At 36.6% G+C, this 18,563-nt stretch carries 19 protein-coding genes and 1 pseudogene; 12 read left to right on the top strand and 8 right to left on the bottom strand.

Annotation, left to right across the window (positions count from 1 at the left end):
• Positions 1-47 precede the first annotated feature (47 nt).
• The 6 genes and pseudogenes from thiO (at position 48) to PQ479_RS04115 (ending at position 4,956) form a co-directional block, all read left to right on the top strand.
• Positions 48-1,157: a glycine oxidase ThiO gene (gene thiO, locus PQ479_RS04140; protein ID WP_047989567.1), complete on the top strand. Its 1,110-nt coding sequence runs from the start codon at positions 48-50 to the stop codon at positions 1,155-1,157.
• A 17-nt stretch (positions 1,158-1,174) separates the two neighbouring features.
• Complete coding sequence (thiD, locus tag PQ479_RS04135) at positions 1,175-1,981, top strand: bifunctional hydroxymethylpyrimidine kinase/phosphomethylpyrimidine kinase (RefSeq protein ID WP_047988887.1); 807 nt, start codon at positions 1,175-1,177, stop codon at positions 1,979-1,981.
• 1,022 nt (positions 1,982-3,003) lie between these two features.
• The gene (locus tag PQ479_RS04130) at positions 3,004-3,588 is read left to right on the top strand and encodes a hypothetical protein (protein ID WP_047988888.1); all 585 of its coding nucleotides are present in this window, start codon (positions 3,004-3,006) and stop codon (positions 3,586-3,588) included.
• Between the two features lie 15 nt (positions 3,589-3,603).
• A pseudogene (locus PQ479_RS04125) lies at positions 3,604-4,275 on the top strand (DUF1385 domain-containing protein); the annotation flags it as partial.
• Positions 4,276-4,347: 72 nt separating this feature from the next.
• Complete coding sequence (locus PQ479_RS04120) at positions 4,348-4,656, top strand: MTH1187 family thiamine-binding protein (protein WP_047989568.1); 309 nt, start codon at positions 4,348-4,350, stop codon at positions 4,654-4,656.
• A gap of 18 nt (positions 4,657-4,674) precedes the next feature.
• Complete coding sequence (locus PQ479_RS04115) at positions 4,675-4,956, top strand: DUF3986 family protein (protein ID WP_047988889.1); 282 nt, start codon at positions 4,675-4,677, stop codon at positions 4,954-4,956.
• 79 nt (positions 4,957-5,035) lie between these two features.
• Here the strand turns inward: PQ479_RS04115 and PQ479_RS04110 are convergent, their stop codons facing one another.
• Together PQ479_RS04110 and PQ479_RS04105 are read right to left on the bottom strand one after the other, a co-directional pair.
• Positions 5,036-5,461, bottom strand: a complete 426-nt coding sequence (locus PQ479_RS04110; protein ID WP_047988890.1) for a GNAT family N-acetyltransferase — start codon at positions 5,459-5,461, stop codon at positions 5,036-5,038.
• Positions 5,462-5,505: 44 nt separating this feature from the next.
• The gene (locus tag PQ479_RS04105) at positions 5,506-6,240 is read right to left on the bottom strand and encodes an esterase family protein (protein WP_047988891.1); all 735 of its coding nucleotides are present in this window, start codon (positions 6,238-6,240) and stop codon (positions 5,506-5,508) included.
• A gap of 153 nt (positions 6,241-6,393) precedes the next feature.
• Between PQ479_RS04105 and PQ479_RS04100 the strand changes: the two genes are divergently transcribed.
• Together PQ479_RS04100 and PQ479_RS04095 are read left to right on the top strand one after the other, a co-directional pair.
• Positions 6,394-6,945, top strand: a complete 552-nt coding sequence (locus tag PQ479_RS04100; RefSeq protein ID WP_047988892.1) for a phosphatidylglycerophosphatase A family protein — start codon at positions 6,394-6,396, stop codon at positions 6,943-6,945.
• Between the two features lie 98 nt (positions 6,946-7,043).
• Positions 7,044-7,238, top strand: coding sequence for a hypothetical protein (locus PQ479_RS04095; protein WP_047988893.1), 195 nt, complete (start codon positions 7,044-7,046; stop codon positions 7,236-7,238).
• Positions 7,239-7,283: 45 nt separating this feature from the next.
• Here the strand turns inward: PQ479_RS04095 and fumC are convergent, their stop codons facing one another.
• Entirely contained in the window at positions 7,284-8,666 is a 1,383-nt protein-coding gene (gene fumC, locus PQ479_RS04090; protein WP_047988894.1) for a class II fumarate hydratase, read from the bottom strand.
• Between the two features lie 381 nt (positions 8,667-9,047).
• Here fumC and PQ479_RS04085 point away from each other — a divergent pair, with 381 nt between their 5' ends.
• The 4 genes from PQ479_RS04085 to PQ479_RS04070 all read left to right on the top strand — a co-directional run bounded on the left by PQ479_RS04085 (position 9,048) and on the right by PQ479_RS04070 (position 12,798).
• A complete protein-coding gene (locus PQ479_RS04085; protein ID WP_047988895.1) occupies positions 9,048-10,001 on the top strand; it encodes an ABC transporter permease in 954 nt (317 codons plus the stop codon).
• Complete coding sequence (locus PQ479_RS04080; protein ID WP_047988896.1) at positions 9,991-10,938, top strand: iron chelate uptake ABC transporter family permease subunit; 948 nt, start codon at positions 9,991-9,993, stop codon at positions 10,936-10,938. The genes PQ479_RS04085 and PQ479_RS04080 overlap by 11 nt, the downstream gene beginning before the upstream one ends.
• On the top strand, positions 10,932-11,690 hold the full coding sequence (locus PQ479_RS04075; RefSeq protein ID WP_047988897.1) for an iron ABC transporter ATP-binding protein: 759 nt from the start codon (positions 10,932-10,934) through the stop codon (positions 11,688-11,690). Before PQ479_RS04080 ends, PQ479_RS04075 begins: the two co-directional genes overlap by 7 nt.
• Positions 11,691-11,814: 124 nt before the next feature.
• The gene (locus PQ479_RS04070; protein WP_047988898.1) at positions 11,815-12,798 is read left to right on the top strand and encodes a siderophore ABC transporter substrate-binding protein; all 984 of its coding nucleotides are present in this window, start codon (positions 11,815-11,817) and stop codon (positions 12,796-12,798) included.
• Between the two features lie 918 nt (positions 12,799-13,716).
• Here PQ479_RS04070 and msrB read toward each other — a convergent pair.
• From msrB to PQ479_RS04045, 5 genes are all read right to left on the bottom strand, one after another.
• A complete protein-coding gene (msrB, locus tag PQ479_RS04065) occupies positions 13,717-14,151 on the bottom strand; it encodes a peptide-methionine (R)-S-oxide reductase MsrB (protein ID WP_047988899.1) in 435 nt (144 codons plus the stop codon).
• The gene (msrA, locus tag PQ479_RS04060) at positions 14,138-14,686 is read right to left on the bottom strand and encodes a peptide-methionine (S)-S-oxide reductase MsrA (protein WP_047988900.1); all 549 of its coding nucleotides are present in this window, start codon (positions 14,684-14,686) and stop codon (positions 14,138-14,140) included. Before msrA ends, msrB begins: the two co-directional genes overlap by 14 nt.
• 73 nt (positions 14,687-14,759) lie before the next feature.
• Complete coding sequence (locus PQ479_RS04055) at positions 14,760-15,836, bottom strand: Ger(x)C family spore germination protein (RefSeq protein ID WP_047988901.1); 1,077 nt, start codon at positions 15,834-15,836, stop codon at positions 14,760-14,762.
• Positions 15,833-16,924, bottom strand: coding sequence for a GerAB/ArcD/ProY family transporter (locus tag PQ479_RS04050; protein ID WP_083991245.1), 1,092 nt, complete (start codon positions 16,922-16,924; stop codon positions 15,833-15,835). Before PQ479_RS04050 ends, PQ479_RS04055 begins: the two co-directional genes overlap by 4 nt.
• Before the next feature lie 24 nt (positions 16,925-16,948).
• A complete protein-coding gene (locus PQ479_RS04045) occupies positions 16,949-18,466 on the bottom strand; it encodes a spore germination protein (RefSeq protein ID WP_047988902.1) in 1,518 nt (505 codons plus the stop codon).
• Between the last annotated feature and the right edge of the window lie 97 nt (positions 18,467-18,563).

Here is an 18,563-nt window from a genome sequence, read left to right as displayed (position 1 = left end):
TTTATGTAAGGAACGTTCAACATAGGTGTGAAGGGAATGTGGCAAAAATGAGTCGATCCGTCATAGTTATTGGAGGTGGAGTTATCGGCTTATCGATAGCTTATCAACTCCAACGTAACGATTTTCAAGTAACCCTCTTAGAAAAAGGTCGTTGTGGTGGGCAGGCATCAGGAGCGGCGGCTGGTATGCTTGCCCCTTTTTCTGAGATTGGTGAAGATCAGGATGATTTTTTTCGACTATGTGTAACAAGTTTAGGGTTGTTTAAAGAGTGGCAATCCAATATTAAAGAGGATTCTAACATTGATTTTGAATTTAGTGAAAGTGGTAGTTTACATGTTGTTTTTCATGAGGCCGATGTTTTAGCTCTAAAAGGAAGGCTGTCTTGGCAAAAGAAATGGGCAACCTCAGCTCGAATGCTGTCGGGGGAAGAGGCAAGAGAGCTTGAACCAGCTTTATCAAAAGAAGTTTTGGCAGCGATGTATTACCCAGAGGAAAGTCATGTTTATGCACCGGCCTATGTCAAATCATTAGAAGAGGCTTGTCGAAAAGTAGGCGTTAAAATTATTGAAGACACGGGCCAAATCTATATACATACTGAAAAAAATTCTACGTATGTGAGTGCACAAAACGGTGGTACTTGGCAAGCGGATGAATATGTTTGTGCCCAAGGTGCATGGGGTAAGGAGCTTGAGGAAACATTAGGAGTATCACTACCCATTTTTCCAATACGAGGCCAAATCTGTGCGTATCAAGGATATGCAGAGTCTGTCAATCATATCGTGTATTCGAGCCAAGGGTATCTTGTTCCTAAAGAGAATGGGACATTAATAAATGGTGCCTCTGAAGATATTGCAGGTTTTCAAACGACTGTAACAGAAAAAGGAATCGAACGTTTAACCAATTGGAATCATAAGTTATTTCCATTTTTAAAAGAAATAGATCCTTTCCATACTTGGGCTGGATTGAGACCAGCAACGTTAGATGGTTATCCTCTTATAGGGAAACTGAAGGAGCATCCACATATAACGGTAGCATTAGGACATTATCGAAATGGTATTTTATTAAGTCCAGTCACAGCTCATATAGTGACTTCCATATTAAAGAATGAAAAAACGATAACACCGATAGATTTGTTCAATCCGGAGAGGTTTTCATAATAGAGGAGGAAAAGAGATTGAGTTTAGCAAAAACTTTAACGATTGCTGGTTCTGATAGTGGTGGAGGAGCTGGAATACAAGCTGATTTAAAAACTTTTCAGGAGTTAGATACGTTTGGAATGAGTGTGATTACCGCATTAACGGCTCAAAACACATTAGGCGTTCATGGAGTCTACCCACAATCGTTGGAAGCGATTGAAGATCAGCTCGATGCTGTGCTAAGTGATATTGGAGCAGATGGGACAAAGACAGGTATGCTTTTTTCCGCAGATATCATTCAATTAGTAGCTAAAAAAGTCAAACACTATCAATTAAGCAATGTCGTCGTTGATCCGGTTATGATCGCTAAGGGTGGAGCTACACTTTTACAACAAGAAGCCATTCATGCATTAAAAGAGCACTTGCTACCGGTAGCGACGGTCATTACGCCGAATCTACCTGAAGCAAAGGAAATTCTTGGCTGGAGTAAGGACATCGAAACGGTTGATGAAATGAAAGAAGTAGCGAAGGCTCTTCATAAGCTTGGTCCTGAATATGTATTATTAAAAGGCGGTCACCTATCCAAGGGGCCAGCAATAGATTTATTATATGATGGCAACAAGATGACTGAGTATTTTGTTGAAAGAATAGACACTAAGCACACCCATGGTACAGGTTGTACATTTGCTGCTGCCATTGCTGCTGAGCTAGCAAAAGGAGCTTCTATTGAAGAGGCCGTTCAAGTCGCTAAAGACTTTATTACGGCAGCGATTGCCAATTCGATTTCGATTGGCTCAGGCATTGGACCAACAAATCATCATGCATACCAAAAAGGAAACAAGTAATCGTTGACAAAAAATCTCCCTTGAGGAGGTTTTTTGTTGTTTTTGCAAGAATAAATCTTGCTGTTGAAACTTAATCACGATTAGAATTTTGACCTCTTCACGTTAAACTGAATCAACTCCCAAAGAGATAGAGCCAAAAGCTGGTTATGCCCCATCAGAATGAAAGTTCTGTTGGGGAGTGTTGTAAGTGGAGTGAGTGAGAAATAGACTTTATATCCTTTTTTTGGTTGGGTATTCGTTTCTTTTTATAGAGAAAAAAATACGCATCCAATCATCCAAAAAGGCTCCCAAAAAATTAGTCTGCAGCTAGTCGCACAGGAATCTAAATCAAAATCTAATACATTAAAAGCACTGAGAGAAATTGTAATGAAATTAAGGAAACCATACATAAATAAGAAAAGATCTGAAGCCTTTGATGACTTGCCATGAAACTCACCACCAACAAAGATGAAAGTAGTGGCGACTGTTCAAACAGTTGGCCCGTTTACAACTCGATCACCATTAGGAGTCGGCCTGATCAAACAGGGAGCACTGTCCTACTAAGGTCATTTGTCGCCAGATGGATGACTAGCTAACTTCAAGGCACAACCTATCGCCCCTAAGTCCACTTTCATACAAAACGCACTTAGCGAAGCCGCAGCAACTCATCACCAACAAAAATGAAATTTGGGTTTGGCTTTTTAACTGTTGACTTATCGTCAATTTGGTTTCGTTCTTTTTCAATTAAAAAAATGTAAGGTTGGTTTGTGAACTTGAGAATGAGTAGTAACCCAGCGGGCGAGTCATGCGGAGACTCCCGTGGGACGTAGTGACAGAGCTGAGATCCAGTGGCATAGCCGATTAGTTCAGCGCCACCCCACAGGACGCGGAGCATGATTTTCGGGAGCGATGAGTATAGCTCCGCATATCAGTATCAAGCAACTTTCATATAAAACACAATATCGTCATGCGAAAGGCTGTACGCATACACGCTTTCCTGTATAATGTCGGTATGAGAAATACTTACATAAGGAGAGAATAGGATGTTTGAAGGAAACAAAGGATTACTAATTATGCCTGGAATCTTGATTGTATTAATGATTATTGGTGGTGTATTTTTTCTGAATGACCAAGAAGGAATCACCAACGAAAAGTTAAAAGAAGAAATTGAAATACATATGAATGTCAACACGGAAGGGGAACAATGGGAGGTGCATACAGAATGGGATTGGACAGTGGCCCCATCTGATGGCCTGTACGGAAACGATTATATCGGCGTCGTTTTTTATGATGCCTCAGGTGAAATCGTTGATTCGTTTGAATTAATAGAAGCAGAATTAGCTCTTTATCATGGTGACAAAATCATAGAACAATCAGAACCAATCAGGGGAGAAAATGGACTTATTTTTACTTTTACGAATCAATTAGATGAACATTTAAGTTATGGAAATATTGGGGATATTCATGTTGTTGTCAAATCTCCTGACATTGTCAATACTGAGACATTTTTCATGCATACATGGATGAATCACGCCCCGATGCAGTCAACAGATGCAACGTTTGAAAACGTAGCGTTTGAGCACGGTGGAGACATCCCGTATTGGGTGATTTCAGTGGATGATCAATAAGAAGCGAGGTAAGCTATGGCGGTTATTAGAGGCCTTTCATTTCAGACAGGCATTTTTTTTATCGGACAAGATCATGTTGCGTGTGGCTATCATCATAAAAATAGACTCCACAAATGGTGTAAGCCCATTTCAGTAAAGACTTTTTTCGAAATGGTCTATTTAGTAACAAGCTCACTGCCGATTTGGTTGAAGCTTTTCACTATGACTTTATTTGGATTGATTTTAATTCCGAAATTTCTTCCGATTGATTTTAAGGGCTTCCCGTATTACTTTTTTATTTATTTTGCATTTGGGACCCATTTTATCTTTCCAAATCAACTAAAAAAATATCATGGAGCCGAGCATAAGGTATTTAGTGACCGCGGTAGAAAATTAGTGACTCGTATTCATCGTATTAAAAAAGCGGCAATTACGAATCGAAATTGTTCAACGAATGCGGTAGTTATCTACTTTTTGTCGGTTATAATCTTGACGTTCATAGGTTTGGTTAGTATCCTACCATTTCAAGATAGTCTCATGTATGCTTCATATAGTTCTGTATTACTGGTTCCTGTTGTGATTCGTTTAATGAAAAAACGAGCCTTCATGTGGTTACGTAAGCCTATTTTACAAATATCCTATTGGTTACAGCGAAATTGGACAACTTCAGAGCCTGAACGAAAACATTTAATTGCCGCGATAGAATCATATCGGCAATTAGCATTAGTTGAATTCCCAGACCAACTGCAAAGACAAACGATTAAAAAGGAGAAGAAAAACATGGCTATAGTAGATATTACGATTATTCCGATTGGCACAGATTCACCTAGTGTGAGTGAATATGTGAGCGAAATACATAAAGTTTTAAAAACATATGAGGGTAAATTGAAATATGAATTAACGCCGATGAGCACGTTAATTGAAGGAGAACTCCCTGTATTATTTGAGGTTATCCAAGCGATTCATGAGGTTCCATTTACAAAAGGATGTCAGCGAGTAGCTACAAATATACGAATCGACGATCGCAGAGATAAATCGTCTACATTAGCGAGTAAGCTCGCTTCTGTTCAAAGTAGAATGGATTCGTAATGGAGAGCGGGGGATGGCTTGTTATTTGATGAACAGTTCCATCAACATGTAGGCTATTATGAACATGATTTAGATTTAGAGGGAATTCTCTTAAAAGTTCTTGATAAAGATATGTGGTGTCTATTTTTTGATTTTGATTTTTATGATCAAGAATTCAGGAACAAAAATCAATATCCTTTTTATCAGGATTTTGGTTATCTCGTAGGTATTTATGATTTTTCGACTAGGATGTTAACGGAAGAGAGCGGCCATACACTTTTTATAAACTTTCTAACATCTGTATCACTCATACATGAATAAATATGAAAATAAGCTACCTGCTACAAGTAGCTTATTTCTATTGAGACTATTTTCATCCCGACACGAACCAACCAATTTACTAGAAATGTTTGATCATTGTTACATGAGGGATGCCTGCATCTAAAAATTGCTCTGATACGATGGAGAAACCTAATTTCTCATAAAATATGATCGCTTGAACTTGAGCATTGAGCTTTGCTTTTGTTAAACCAGTTGTTTGAATATGAGCTAATAATTGATTCATTAATTGGTGCCCTAAGCCAGTTCCTCTTACTTCTTGGAGTAAGCAGACACGTTCGATCTTACCGTAACCGTCGACTTCACGTAATCTTGCTGCTCCAACAGGCTTGTCACTTTCATTATAAATGACAAAATGCGTAGCGCTTGATTCAAATTGGTCAATTTCTTCTTCGACTGCTACCTTTTGTTCTTCTACAAAGACCTTTGTTCTGACTTCATAAGCATCTTGTAACTGTTTGTCTGTTGTTGTTTGTATAATCTTCATTTTCTCGTTTCTCCTTACTTTATATAAATCTTTCAGTCACCGATTTAATCATAGGATAAAAGTTTTTTCAAGCCATTTTGTAAATCCTTTTGCCAATAAGTCCAAGTATGGTTACCTTCAAATTCATCATAATCATAATCTGTCACAGAGTTTGTGAGTATTTCTTTTAACGAGCGGTTCGGTTCGAGAAAATCAAGTGTTTGTTTATCGGTCGTCTTAACCGCTGTCTCTTCAAGACCAATTCGATGGTAGATAGATAATGATTGGATATCAGAAGCATTTTTTATGGCATGAAGAACTGTGTCATTGACAAATGGAGAATGCATCATCACCTGACCAAAGGTTTTAGGATATTGAACGGCGGTTAGAAGAGATATCGTACCAGCTAATGAATCTCCAGCTAGTGTTCTCCTTTGAGCAAAAGGCTGTATCGGATAATTTTCATCCAAAAATGGCATGACTTCTTTCACTAAAAATTGTATGTAAGCGGCCGATTTGTCTTGCTCAGGGTGATAGCGATTTCTTCTTTCACTCACATTAGGGTAAGGTATGCCAACGATAATCACTTCTCTAATTTCTAAATCCTCTATTAAATCGTCAATTTGCCTAGGTAACCGTCCTAATTGAAAATAGTCTTGTCCATCCTGACAAATCAATACATCATAATCTTTGATAGGGGTGAAATCTTCTGGTGTATAAATCATTAGCTTTACTTCTTCGTCTAAGAAGGTACTTTTGATGATAGCTTCATTGGTATTTCCACGTAATTGTTTAGCCAATTGGATCGGCTCCTTTAAGTATGATTTGTTTTATTTTAACATAATTTGTGGGCATATCCTTCATAGGAACACTTACATGTTAAAAATATGTTTATTTGTGATACACTACTAGAAATAGCATGAAAATATAGAGAGAGCATGAGGTGGTCAATTGTGAAAAAGCAAGTACCGTGTGAAATCGTTGAAAATGCAGCTCGAAAGAAATTAGAAGAACGAGGTGTCTCAATAGACGCTATTGCAGAAATTGTTTATCAAATGCAAGAGCCTTACCATGAAAATTTATCTATAGAAGAATGCTACGATAGCGTGAATGCTGTTTTATTAAAGCGAGAAATTCAACATGCTATTTTAGTTGGAGTTGAATTAGATGTTTTGGCGGAGCAGAAAAAGCTATCGGAACCTTTACAATCGTTAGTGGATACGGATGAAGGCTTGTTTGGAGTGGATGAAACGATTGCATTAGGATCAGTTTTTGGATTTGGCTCCATTGCTGTCACGACATTTGGATATCTTGATAAACAGAAGGTAGGAATAATTCGTGAGCTTGATGAGAGAAAGGAACAGGTACATACGTTCTTAGATGACTTAATTGCCAGCATTGCGGCGAGTGCTTCAGCAAGACTAGCTCACCGTCATCGCGATATTCAAGAAAATCGTCGCTTAGAGGATCGGAAAAAGCGTGAGCGTGAGGAATTGATTGGTTAATGCATGGAGCTTATGCAATTTTGCAGGGAAATTTTCATATACTAAGACCAATAACCTAACCATTAAGGCAGGTGGCTCAGATAGAAAGGAACGAAAAAATGTCGAGTACTCAACTTCAAGCACCTAATTGGGTTTACTATCGTCAATTGTTTCCTACAAGGTTTCAGGCAAGTTGTATTAAAGCTAAGATAGAAGATAATTGGCATAATGGCTATGAAATTGGGCCGGTTGTAGAAATCAGAAAGTTAAAAACGAATAAATATGTCGTTCGTTATACGTATGATGAGAGCTAGCTTTCAAGTATGAAAGCTAGCTCTTTTTTATGCTAACGTTGACCGTTAATCTTTTGGTTTAATCATTAATTGAGGATTAACAAGTAAATCAAATTGCTCGGCATCAAGTAACTGAAGGGCAAGGGCTGCTTCTTTTAATGTTGACTGTTCAGAAAAGGCTTTTTTGGCAATTCTTGCAGCATTTTCATAGCCGATATGGGCATTTAATGCCGTGACTAACATCAAAGAACGAACGACATTATCCGTCATTTTTTCTTCATTAGGCTGAAGTCCTACTAAGCAGTGATCGTGAAAGCTATTTAACCCATCTGCTAATAATCGTATGGATTGAAGCACATTATAGGCAATGACAGGTTTGAATACATTCAACTGATAATGACCTTGACTTGCCGCAAATCCAACACTTGTATCATTACCAAAAACTTGGCTACATACCATAGTAAGTGCTTCAGATTGAGTTGGATTAACTTTTCCTGGCATAATGGAGCTACCAGGTTCATTGGCTGGAATCGTAATTTCACCAATCCCAGAACGAGGTCCACTAGCTAACAAACGAATGTCGTTAGCTACTTTGAATACATCCGCAGCTAATGATTTTAAGCTTCCATGAAAATGTACAAGTGCATCATGGCTTGTTAAAGCATGAAAATAGTTGTTTGATGGTATAAAAGTAGAATGAAGTTGTTTGGACAATCGTTCCGCCATTTGTCGTCCGTAGCTTGCAGGAGAGTTGAGCCCTGTTCCCACAGCCGTACCACCAATCGCTAATTCACGAACATATTGTAAGCTCTCTCCAATCATTTTGTCCGTCTTTATAAGCATTTCCTTCCATCCACTAATTTCTTGACCGAATGTAAGAGGGGTAGCATCCTGTAAATGGGTGCGACCCACTTTAATGATGTGGTGATATTTAGTTTCTAATTGTTCTAACGTACGTATCCATTGTTGAATGGCTGGTAATAGAAGACGTTCCGTTTCTTTCACGGTAGCGATATGCATCGCTGTTGGAAATGTATCATTAGAGCTTTGTGAACGGTTAACATCATCATTAGGATGTACATACAGTTCCGGTTTGCTAAGTTGCTCGTTGGCTAAATAGGCAATGACTTCATTCATATTCATATTCGATTGAGTACCACTACCTGTTTGCCAAACGACAAGTGGAAAATGCTCATCATAATTTCCCGTTAAAATTTGCTCGCATGCATGAACGATCGCATTGCTTTTTTTGTTGTCTAAATCGCCGTTCTGAGCATTTACAATGGCTGCAGCTTTTTTTAAGTCTGCAAAAGCATAGATAAGCGGTTTAGGCATTTTTTCATCACCGATTTTAAAATTCTCCAAACTTCTTTGCGTTTGAGCACCCCAGTATTTATCTTTAGGTACTTGAATTTCTCCTAATGTGTCTCGTTCTATTCTCATTGCCATGGTAAAACTCCTCTGCTAAGTTTTTCAATCAATTATTATAATTGTGGCATATTTGTGACAGGAAAGAAAATGAGCTGCTTATATGTATGGGGATATGAAGGGGGAAAAGAGTCATTTAATGTATTATAAAGCTGGAACAGGACGTTTACGGTCCCTGTTATACATGTTCATTGATTAATGACATTCTTTTCATATGATTTTTTGAAAGAGATTTGAAAGATTTTTTATGTTAATCCTATACAAGACAACGAAATATAAAGAAAAATATAAACATATTCATTGACATTCTTAGTGATAACCATTATCATTGTCAATGTGATTGATAATCATTTTCGATGAGAATGAATATTAATTATAAACCGGTTTGAAAAGGGTTGCTGTATGAAAAACTTCATTCTACTTATCGTCTGTCTTATTTTAAGTGTGACATCGATATTTATCGGTGTAAATAACTTAAACCTAGCTGGGATTATTCAGTTAGATGAGAACCAATTACATACTCTTATTCATAGTCGTTTACCTAGATTAATAAGCATCATCATTGCTGGTTCTAGTATGGCGATTTGTGGCTTAATTATGCAACAGTTAACGAGAAATAAGTTTGTTTCACCAACCACAGCTGGAACGATGGATTCAGCTAGCTTAGGTATTATGGTGTCGATGCTTATGTTTGCTTCTGCGACAATGATGCAGAAGATGATTGTGTCTTTCCTTTTTGCGTTAGCAGGGACACTCATTTTCATGAAGATACTCGACCGAATTAAATTTAAAAACATTATTTTTGTTCCATTAGTAGGTTTAATGTTTGGTAATATTGTTGGATCGATCACAACCTTTTTTGCTTATTCCAATGATTTAATTCAAAACATATCGAGTTGGTTGCAAGGAAGCTTTGCACTAATTATAACGGGTCGTTATGAGATGTTATATGTTAGTATTCCACTTCTTATTATTGCTTATATTTTTGCAAATCGATTTACGATTGCAGGAATGGGCGAGGAATTCTCCGTAAATTTAGGATTAAACTATAAGCAAGTGGTTAATATCGGTTTAATTATTGTTGCGGCGATAACATCGGTTGTTGTGTTAACAGTAGGTATGATTCCGTTTTTAGGCCTAATCATTCCAAATATTGTAGCGATATTCCAAGGGGATAACTTAAGGAAAAACTTGCCAACAACTGCACTCTTAGGGGTTGCTTTTGTTCTAGCCTGTGACATTATTGGAAGAGTCATCATCTTCCCTTACCAAATACCGATTGGTTTAACGGTTGGGGTTATCGGAAGTGCGATTTTCCTCTATTTATTGATAAGGGGGAAAAAGCATGGGTATTAAAACTAAGATTCTATTATTATCTTTATTAGCAGTTATATTAACAGGATTATTTTTATTTTACGATTTAAGAAGCTGGGAATATGCACTGCCTCGTCGTGGTATCAAGATTTTATCAATCATCGTAACGGGTGTAGCGATAGCCTTTGCTACAGTTGTTTTTCAAACGATTACGAATAACAGGATACTAACACCAAGTTTGATAGGGTTGGATTCTCTCTATCAGCTATTCCAAACATTTATTATCTTTTCGTTTGGTTCTATGAGTGTTTTAGTTTTAAATCAATATTTGAATTTTGCTATATCTACAATTTTAATGGTCATTTTCGCGATGCTTTTGTATCAGCTCCTATTAAGGGGCGAGGGAAAGAATATATTCTTCCTATTATTAGTAGGGATCATTATGGGAACTTTCTTTGGGAGTATTTCCACATTCCTTCAAGTTCTTATTGACCCGAATGAGTATTTAAACCTACAAAACCGTTTATTCGCGAGCTTTAATAATGTTAATTCGGATTTATTGCTGGTTTCAATAGGGATTCTTATTTTCGTGACGATTATCTTCTATCCACAATTAAAGTACTTGGATGTTCTATCACTTGGAAGAGACCAAGCGATTAATTTGGGTGTGAATTATGATCGAGCAGTGAAGTTATTACTTATATTTATAGCAATCCTCGTTTCACTTGCGACAGCTCTTGTTGGACCGATTACTTTCTTAGGTTTACTTGTGGCTAATGTGGCTTATGAAGTGGTTAAAACTTATAAACACGCCATTATTATTCCAGTAGCGATGTTAATCAGTGTTATTGCTTTAGTTGGCGGACAACTTTTAGTGGAGAGAATCTTTAGTTTCTCAACACCAATTAGTGTCATTATTAACTTTGTTGGTGGTGTCTACTTCTTATATCTTTTATTAAGGGAGAGTAAAAAATGGTAGAAGTTATGAATGTATCCAAATTATTTGGGGATAAAGCCGTTGTGAATAACGTCTCTGTTAAAATTCAAAAAGGGAAAATAACTTCTTTTATTGGGCCAAATGGAGCCGGTAAAAGTACACTTTTATCGATGATCAGTCGGCTAACTGTGGCAGATTCAGGAGAAATTCTTATTGAAAACTCTAAAGTAGCAGATACAAAAAGTAGCGATTTAGCAAAGAAAATTTCGATATTAAAGCAATCTAATCATATTAATATACGATTGACGATTCGTGAGCTTGTCTCATTTGGTCGCTTTCCATATTCTCAAGGAAATTTAAAAAAAGTAGACCTTCAATATATAGATGAAGCGATTGCTTATATGGAGCTTGAGGATATTCAAGATAAGTATTTGGATCAATTAAGTGGTGGTCAACGCCAACGTGCTTATATTGCGATGGTTATTGCTCAAGATACTGAGTATATATTACTTGATGAGCCATTGAACAATTTGGATATGAAACATTCTGTTCAAATTATGAAGGTATTAAAGCGAATGGTGAAGGAATTAGGAAAGACGATTGTGATTGTTCTTCATGATATTAACTTTGCTTCGTTTTATTCTGATCAAATTGTGGCCCTTAAAGATGGTCAAATTATCCATGAAGGCCCCACGCATGAAATTATCAATAATGGTGTTCTAAAAGATATTTATGATATGGATATCACCATTAATGATATTAATAATCAGCGTGTATGTGTTTATTTTGTTTAATTAAGTAGGATAATTAGGGATATATAGCGTGCGTAGATGAACGTCGACGTCAGAGGATACCATCCATTTACGTACGCTATTCTAATCCTTTATTATAAAAAAAATACCGTAGGGGTGTATGTAGATGAAGAAACTTTGGTTATTAATGTTAGCTGCATTTGTTGCATTAGTATTAGCGGCGTGCGGTTCAAATGACGATTCAGATGATGCGACAGAAGGCGCAGCAGATGACGTAGATACAGAAGATCCAGCTACAGAAGAAGAAAAAACACTTACTTTCGAACATCAATTAGGTGAGACGACTGTTGAGAAAAACCCAGAAACTGTTGTTGTTTTTGATATGGGTATTCTAGATATGTTAGACGGTTTTGGTGTTGAAGTTGCAGGTTTACCACAAGCAAATGTTCCTGAATACTTATCAAAATATGCTAGTGATGATTATGTGAATGCGGGTAGCTTGTTTGAACCTGATTTCGAGGAAATTTTTGAATTAGATCCAGATTTAATCATTATTAGTGGTCGTGCATCTGAAGCATATGACGACTTGAATGATATTGCACCAACTTTATTTATGGGTATTGATAATGCGAACTATTATGATTCGTTTAAAAACAATCTTGATATGATTGCACAAATTTTCGATAAGGAAGATGAAGCGGCAGAAAAGTTAGCAGAAATTGATGCATCAATTGAAGAGGTTCAAGCATTAGCGAGTGAGCAAGAAGCAAAAGGTTTATTATTGATGGTAAACGAAGGAAGTTTATCTGTTCATGGTCCTGGTGGACGTTTCGATTTACTTCATAGTTTATTCGGTGTTGACCCTGTGGATACTTCTATTGACATTGCCAATCATGGACAAGAGGTTGACTTTGAATATATCGAAATGCAAGACCCAGAGTATTTATTTGTCATTGACCGTGGTGCGGCGGTAGCTAGTGGTGAAGAGTCTGGTAATGAGTTATTAGATAATTCTTTTGTACAAAATACTCAAGCTTATGAGAATGATAATATTGTATTTTTAGATGCGATTTACTGGTACATTACAACTGGTGGTTTAACTTCTTTCCCTGGTATGATTGAAGAAGTTCGTGCTGGTTTAGCTGAATAATGATTAAGGTATGTGTTCAGAATGATTCTGAGCACATACTTTTTTGAGTGCTGGGCATGGGTGATGCTCAATTCTCGAGATAATTTGACCTTTTGGTCTTTGTTTTTGGTCCGTTTTTGAAAATCGTAATGACCTCACAGACGAATGAATTCGTCTGAAGGTTCCTTACGATTTTCAAAACTTCACGCAAATGCGTGAAGTAGCCAAGCAAGCTTGGCCAACGGTCCAAAAACATGTGGATTTTAGATACTAATCCTGATGGGTTAGTACTCTCTGTTTTTTTTGGTTGGTTGTGGCTGTTTGTGCGGAGCGCTGAATCTTTTTAGGGAAACTCTTGCGAGCCCTCCCAAAAAAGTGGCGGGGCTACGGCATAGTGTGAGAATCCTCAAAACCGTTAATTGAATGAAAAGCCACCAGTTATAAAAGAGAAAAACCATACTTTTATCTTTGTCGTAGTGAAGTGAATGAGGCTTCTTCATGAGTGAAGTTGCATGGGTGATGCTCAATTCTCGAGATAATTTGACCTTTTGGTCTTTGTTTTTGGTCCGTTTTTGAAAATCGTAATGACCTCACAGACGAATGAATTCGTCTGAAGGTTCCTTACGATTTTCAAAACTTCACGCAAATGCGTGAAGTAGCCAAGCAAGCTTGGCCAACGGTCCAAAAACATGTGGATTTTAGATACTAATCCTGATGGGTTAGTACTCTCTCTTTTTTGGGTTGGTTGTGGCTGTTTGTGCGGAGCGCTGAATCTTTTTGGAATGCTAACAGCTTGTGTTTGGGAACCTTAGTGAACCATTGCTGGCAGAAGGGTGTGTATAACTTTGGGAGCCTGAGTGCGTCGAATTAAGAAGCCGATGACTACTGTCACCGGCTTCTTTTATCAGAAAAGCTTTGTTAGTGTATGGAGAAGGATTTTTAATCGAATAATTTAAGATAGGCTTTGTAGCCTTTTTCTTCAAGGTGTTCTTTAGGAATAAATTGTAAAGCAGCGGAGTTAATACAATAGCGTAAGCCACCTGATTGTGGAGGACCGTCTGGGAATACGTGTCCTAAATGGGAATCGGCTTCTTTACTTCTCACTTCAGTTCTTACCATAAAGTGACTTCGGTCTTCTTTTTCTACAATTTCCTCGTCTTGTATTGGTTTGGTAAAACTAGGCCAACCACAGCCTGCATCATATTTATCTTTGGAAGAAAACAGCGGCTTTCCTGAGATAAGATCAACATAGATACCTTCTTCCTCCGTTGCATAATATTCATTACGAAAAGGCGGCTCAGTCCCGTTGTTTTGTGTGACTTCATATTGCATAGGTGTTAGTTTTTTCTTTAAATCGTCTTTATTCGGTTTCATGCGGTTCACCCCAATGTCGATTAATAAAAGCAGCTCGTCCCGAACCATGTTGATAGCGTTCGTAATGAGCAGGGTTTTTCTTATAATAGTCTTGATGATATTCCTCTGCTTCATAGAAGGTTTTTGCCGGTAACAGTTTGGTTGCAATCGGTTGTTCAAATTTACCGCTCTTATCTAAATCCAGTTTAGATTGTTCGGCTGCTTTTTTTTGACTATCATTCATATAAAAAATAGCCGTTTGATAAGACTGTCCTCTATCATAAAATTGGCCGCCAGCATCGGTAGGGTCGATCTGTTTCCAAAAGATTGAAAGTAATTCTTCATAAGTGATAATCTTAGGGTCGAAGGTTATTTCGATCGCCTCATAATGGCCAGTTGTTTCTGAACAAACCTCTTGATAAGTAGGATTTTTGGTATGTCCACCCGTATAACCTGAGGTTACTTTGAGAACACCATCATATTTATGAAAAGGTTTGACCATGCACCAAAAGCAGCCTCCTGCAAAAATGGCTTTTTGGTCGTTTTGTGTTGTCATATAAATATCACCTCACTAAGTGTGTATGTTTATTATATCATGTTGCTTAAAGCTTATCATACAATCTGATTTTCTACTTCTTTACACCTTTATCTAGGAAAGTAATATCAGGATGGATAGAAATGATTAATTCATTCATGTAATAGTCATCCCATTCTTCAAAAATAAAATGAGGATTATGGGCTTGCACCTTACCGCCTAAACCAATTGGATCAACATGTAATTGTTGAAGCTTTTGAAAGAGTGCTTGTGATTGTTCTCGGATGTCCTGTTTAAATTGGGTATGGATTTCATTTAATTTTTCATCTGAGATTTCATTACCAGAATACTCAATAACTTGGACACTCATTTTTAAGTGAATATCAATCTGTGGTTTATTGGTATTTTTCTCAATTTGATAAGAAGGTTTTGCATTAACGTTTCGTATCATCGCATATTCGTCTTGTTCACGAAGTTCAATTTCATACTCTCCGTGATTGAAAGGTTGGCAAAGTAATTTTAATAAAAAGGAGTCTGACACATTTATTTTTTCTACATAGCGATCTCCACGCAATAAGGCAATTCCACTCAATTCGATACTATTATTATGTTTCCTCAGAATTGGTAAATAAGGATCTTGTCCTAATCCATAATATTGATTTAAGAATATATAAAGGTTAGTCTTCGGAATATTTTGTGCCTCCATATTATGTCTAAGAAGTTCTTCTATATAGGTAGAGACTTCTTCTTCATGTTCATATTTGCTCGATAATAAATCGTTAACTGTACCTTCAACAATACATATTTTATTTTGTAAACCGATAGTTGGATCGCGGGTAAATGCATCTAAAATTGATAATATACCTTCTTTTTCTGCCAATTCTATGTTAACCAATAAGGATTTTAGTTTACCACTATGAAGACGCTTAGGCGACTGATTGTTTAACTTGATACGAGCAGCTCTACTTGTTGCAGCAACAGCAGATAAAGTATCACTCATAAGAACATTTTCTGTACGGTATAGAGGTACACTGATTGTTACCTCTACTGCATCGTCAGATAAATAATCAAAACCAGCACTATGTATGTGTTGTACCTCGTCAATAATTTGAGTTTGGACACAGCCACTTAATTGCATAAATAAAAGTATAGATAGGAACTTGTGTTTCATGAGGACATCTTCCTTTTTAATAAAACTATTATAAATATGACGGGAATGAAAATCGTAACAAATACTTGACCAATCAATGACATGAAGTTGTTTAGCTGATCGATCGCTTCTCTTGAATGGAAAAGTAATGCTATCAGTAATATAATAACTCCGGTTATTCGTAAGGTATAAATATGTTTAACGTTACATATTTCTTTTAAAGCACGACTCGAAGCCCACAGAGCCAATGTAATATTAGGAATAATAATAATGAGCCAAGTTGCAATACCTATGTATTCGAACCTTTCTAAGAACGGTAATTCTACGATTTTCCATATGTTAATAGTTGGCCAGATGATGGTTTGTAAATGACCTAATGTATAAAAACTAAAGTGTACGAATGCAATAATTAGATAGAGAGCCATTGTATAAAAGGAAGCTAAGTGAGCAAACTTTTGAGATTTAGGTGCTTGATCTATAAACGGATAAGCAAGTAAAAGAATTTCTGGACCGAGAAAACTTAATGTCATTGTTTTTGCAGCTAATAATTGCTCTTCTACATTTGTGTTGAAAAGAGGAAGTACGCGCTGGAATTCTGCATATTCAAATGCGCTAAAATTAGAGAAAAGAAGGAAAAATGGGATTATTAAACTAAAGAAACTAACGCCTACTATGACACGAAAGCCTTGAATAATAATATAATAAGCTAATACTGATAAAGTCAGACATAAAATTGGAACAGATATATCGGGAAATATCCAAATTTGAATGATTTCTACATAAGTCCTCAGAACAACTACACCTGCTAATACAAAGTAAAAAACAATCATTAAAGAAATGAAACTACCGATGAATTTTCCAAAAGTTTCTTTATTAATCGCTATGATATCCTTTTTTTGATTCCCTATGATTTTGTAGATCATCCAAATGAGCAAGTGAAAATACAAACCACTTATGATAATGGCTATCCAGCTCTGAAATCCTGCTGCCTCAGCAATATATCTTGTAAAACCTAAAACCCCTACGCCAGCTTGCAAGGAATGAACGAGAAAGAATACTAAATAAGGTTCAATTAATAGAGCTTTGTTATTTATATTAGATATATTCACGAGAACACCCTCTTTTCCGTGCTCTTAAATACCTTCATCAATGTCTAGCTTCTTTTTTGCTTTTTCTTTACTAAATTTCTTTGTTCTTTTAGTCTGCAGTTCATCTGGTCTTGTCGATTGGAAATGAAATGGTAATCTAATAAAAGAATCTTTTAAATCACTAAATTTAAATGGATAAATGGGAGCTAAATAAGGGCGATTTAATGATTTGATTGATAATAAATGAACCAATAAGAACATAAATAAAATCGTTAAACTAACAATTCCCCATAATTGAGCAGCAAATAAAAAAGGAAATCGAATGATACGAATTGTATTTGTGATACTGTAAATAGGAGTTGTAAAAGAAGCGAGTGCGGCTAATGCCACAAAAATTAATAATACGTTACTTGTTAAACCTGCTTCAACGGCAGCAGTACCGATGACTATTCCACCAACAATCCCGATCGTTTGACCGACCTTTGTAGGTAATCTCGCTCCTGCTTCTCGTAAAAGTTCAATCGTAATTTCTAAAAAAATCGCTTCAATTATAGGTGGAAATGGAATTTGATCGCGAGACAAGATTAAGGTTGCCATTAAATCTTGGGGAATAATCTCAGTATGGTATGTTAGTATGGCCACATACAAGGGGGTTGCAAAGATTGAAAACCAGACAGCAAATATTCGAATTAGCCGAAATGCAGAAGCAATTTGCCAACCGAGAAAATAATCTTCAAAAGACGAGAAGAATTCAATAAATGTTGTGGGTGCAGTAATAACTTGTGGTGAGCCATTTACAAAAACAGCTATTTTTCCTTCCGCCAATACAGCAGCCACTCTGTCTGGTCGTTCTGTATCGATGAATTGTGGAAAAGGACTATTCGAAAAGTCCTCAATTAGCTGATTAATATAAGAGCTGTCGCTTATGGTCTCAATCTCTATCGATGAAATTCTTTGTAACATTGTCTTGACGTTATCCTCATTGGCAACTGACTCAAGGTACATAACGATAACTTTTGTTTTAGATAATGAACCAACAATAAACTCCTTCGAGATTAGATTGGGAGTAGGTAGTCGTTTTCTTACTAAGTTAATATTGACATCAATAGATTCTACAAAGGCTTCTTTTGGACCAATGACACTAAATTCTACTTCTGGAATCGTAATATTTCGGATTTCTTCCTGTGGTATCACGGCAACTAAGCATTTGTCGCTTGTAGCATTAGCCGTTCTAATTGCAACTGCTCCGATTAGAAGTAATTCATTTAATTCGTGAGGGTTTTCGATTATTTTTATGTTTTCAACATGTATGATGTTTACTAAGTTCTCTAGGGTAGTGAAAGGTTGCTCTTTAATCGGCTCAATTAACAATCGCTCTAATTTAATATGATTGATAAGTGGTTGATAGTAAGAGAGTAGTAATACATCTGTTTTGGTTTCAAACTTATGCTGGCAGAAATCGTCTGAGCGTGCGTGTAATTCTAATGTTTGCGATACAGTTCTTAATGCGACATTTTCAAAGATGTTTTTTTTGATTTTTCGTTTTAATTGAAACCAGCCCATATGTATACCTACCTTAAAAGACATTTTTTTCAAATACGACTAGCTAAAAAATGATTGACTGAAGGAGTTATCATGATTGATTATTTGATTTTCGATA

It is taken from the genome of Alkalihalobacillus pseudalcaliphilus, from assembly GCF_028610675.1.
Lineage (GTDB): Bacteria > Bacillota > Bacilli > Bacillales > Bacillaceae_D > Alkalihalobacillus > Alkalihalobacillus pseudalcaliphilus.
This window is presented reverse-complemented; position numbering and strand designations above follow the sequence as displayed.

Bases quoted from the DNA above. Each gene is read 5' to 3' on its own strand.
- thiO (WP_047989567.1), top strand. From the start codon at position 48: ATGAGTCGATCCGTCATAGTTATTGGAGGTGGAGTTATCGGCTTATCG.
- PQ479_RS04130 (WP_047988888.1), top strand. From the start codon at position 3,004: ATGTTTGAAGGAAACAAAGGATTACTAATTATGCCTGGAATCTTGATT.
- PQ479_RS04120 (WP_047989568.1), top strand. From the start codon at position 4,348: ATGGCTATAGTAGATATTACGATTATTCCGATTGGCACAGATTCACCT.
- PQ479_RS04110 (WP_047988890.1), bottom strand. From the start codon at position 5,461: ATGAAGATTATACAAACAACAACAGACAAACAGTTACAAGATGCTTAT.
- PQ479_RS04095 (WP_047988893.1), top strand. From the start codon at position 7,044: ATGTCGAGTACTCAACTTCAAGCACCTAATTGGGTTTACTATCGTCAA.
- fumC (WP_047988894.1), bottom strand. From the start codon at position 8,666: ATGGCAATGAGAATAGAACGAGACACATTAGGAGAAATTCAAGTACCT.
- PQ479_RS04085 (WP_047988895.1), top strand. From the start codon at position 9,048: ATGAAAAACTTCATTCTACTTATCGTCTGTCTTATTTTAAGTGTGACA.
- PQ479_RS04080 (WP_047988896.1), top strand. From the start codon at position 9,991: ATGGGTATTAAAACTAAGATTCTATTATTATCTTTATTAGCAGTTATA.
- PQ479_RS04075 (WP_047988897.1), top strand. From the start codon at position 10,932: ATGGTAGAAGTTATGAATGTATCCAAATTATTTGGGGATAAAGCCGTT.
- PQ479_RS04070 (WP_047988898.1), top strand. From the start codon at position 11,815: ATGAAGAAACTTTGGTTATTAATGTTAGCTGCATTTGTTGCATTAGTA.
- msrB (WP_047988899.1), bottom strand. From the start codon at position 14,151: ATGAAACCGAATAAAGACGATTTAAAGAAAAAACTAACACCTATGCAA.
- msrA (WP_047988900.1), bottom strand. From the start codon at position 14,686: ATGACAACACAAAACGACCAAAAAGCCATTTTTGCAGGAGGCTGCTTT.
- PQ479_RS04055 (WP_047988901.1), bottom strand. From the start codon at position 15,836: ATGAAACACAAGTTCCTATCTATACTTTTATTTATGCAATTAAGTGGC.
- PQ479_RS04045 (WP_047988902.1), bottom strand. From the start codon at position 18,466: ATGGGCTGGTTTCAATTAAAACGAAAAATCAAAAAAAACATCTTTGAA.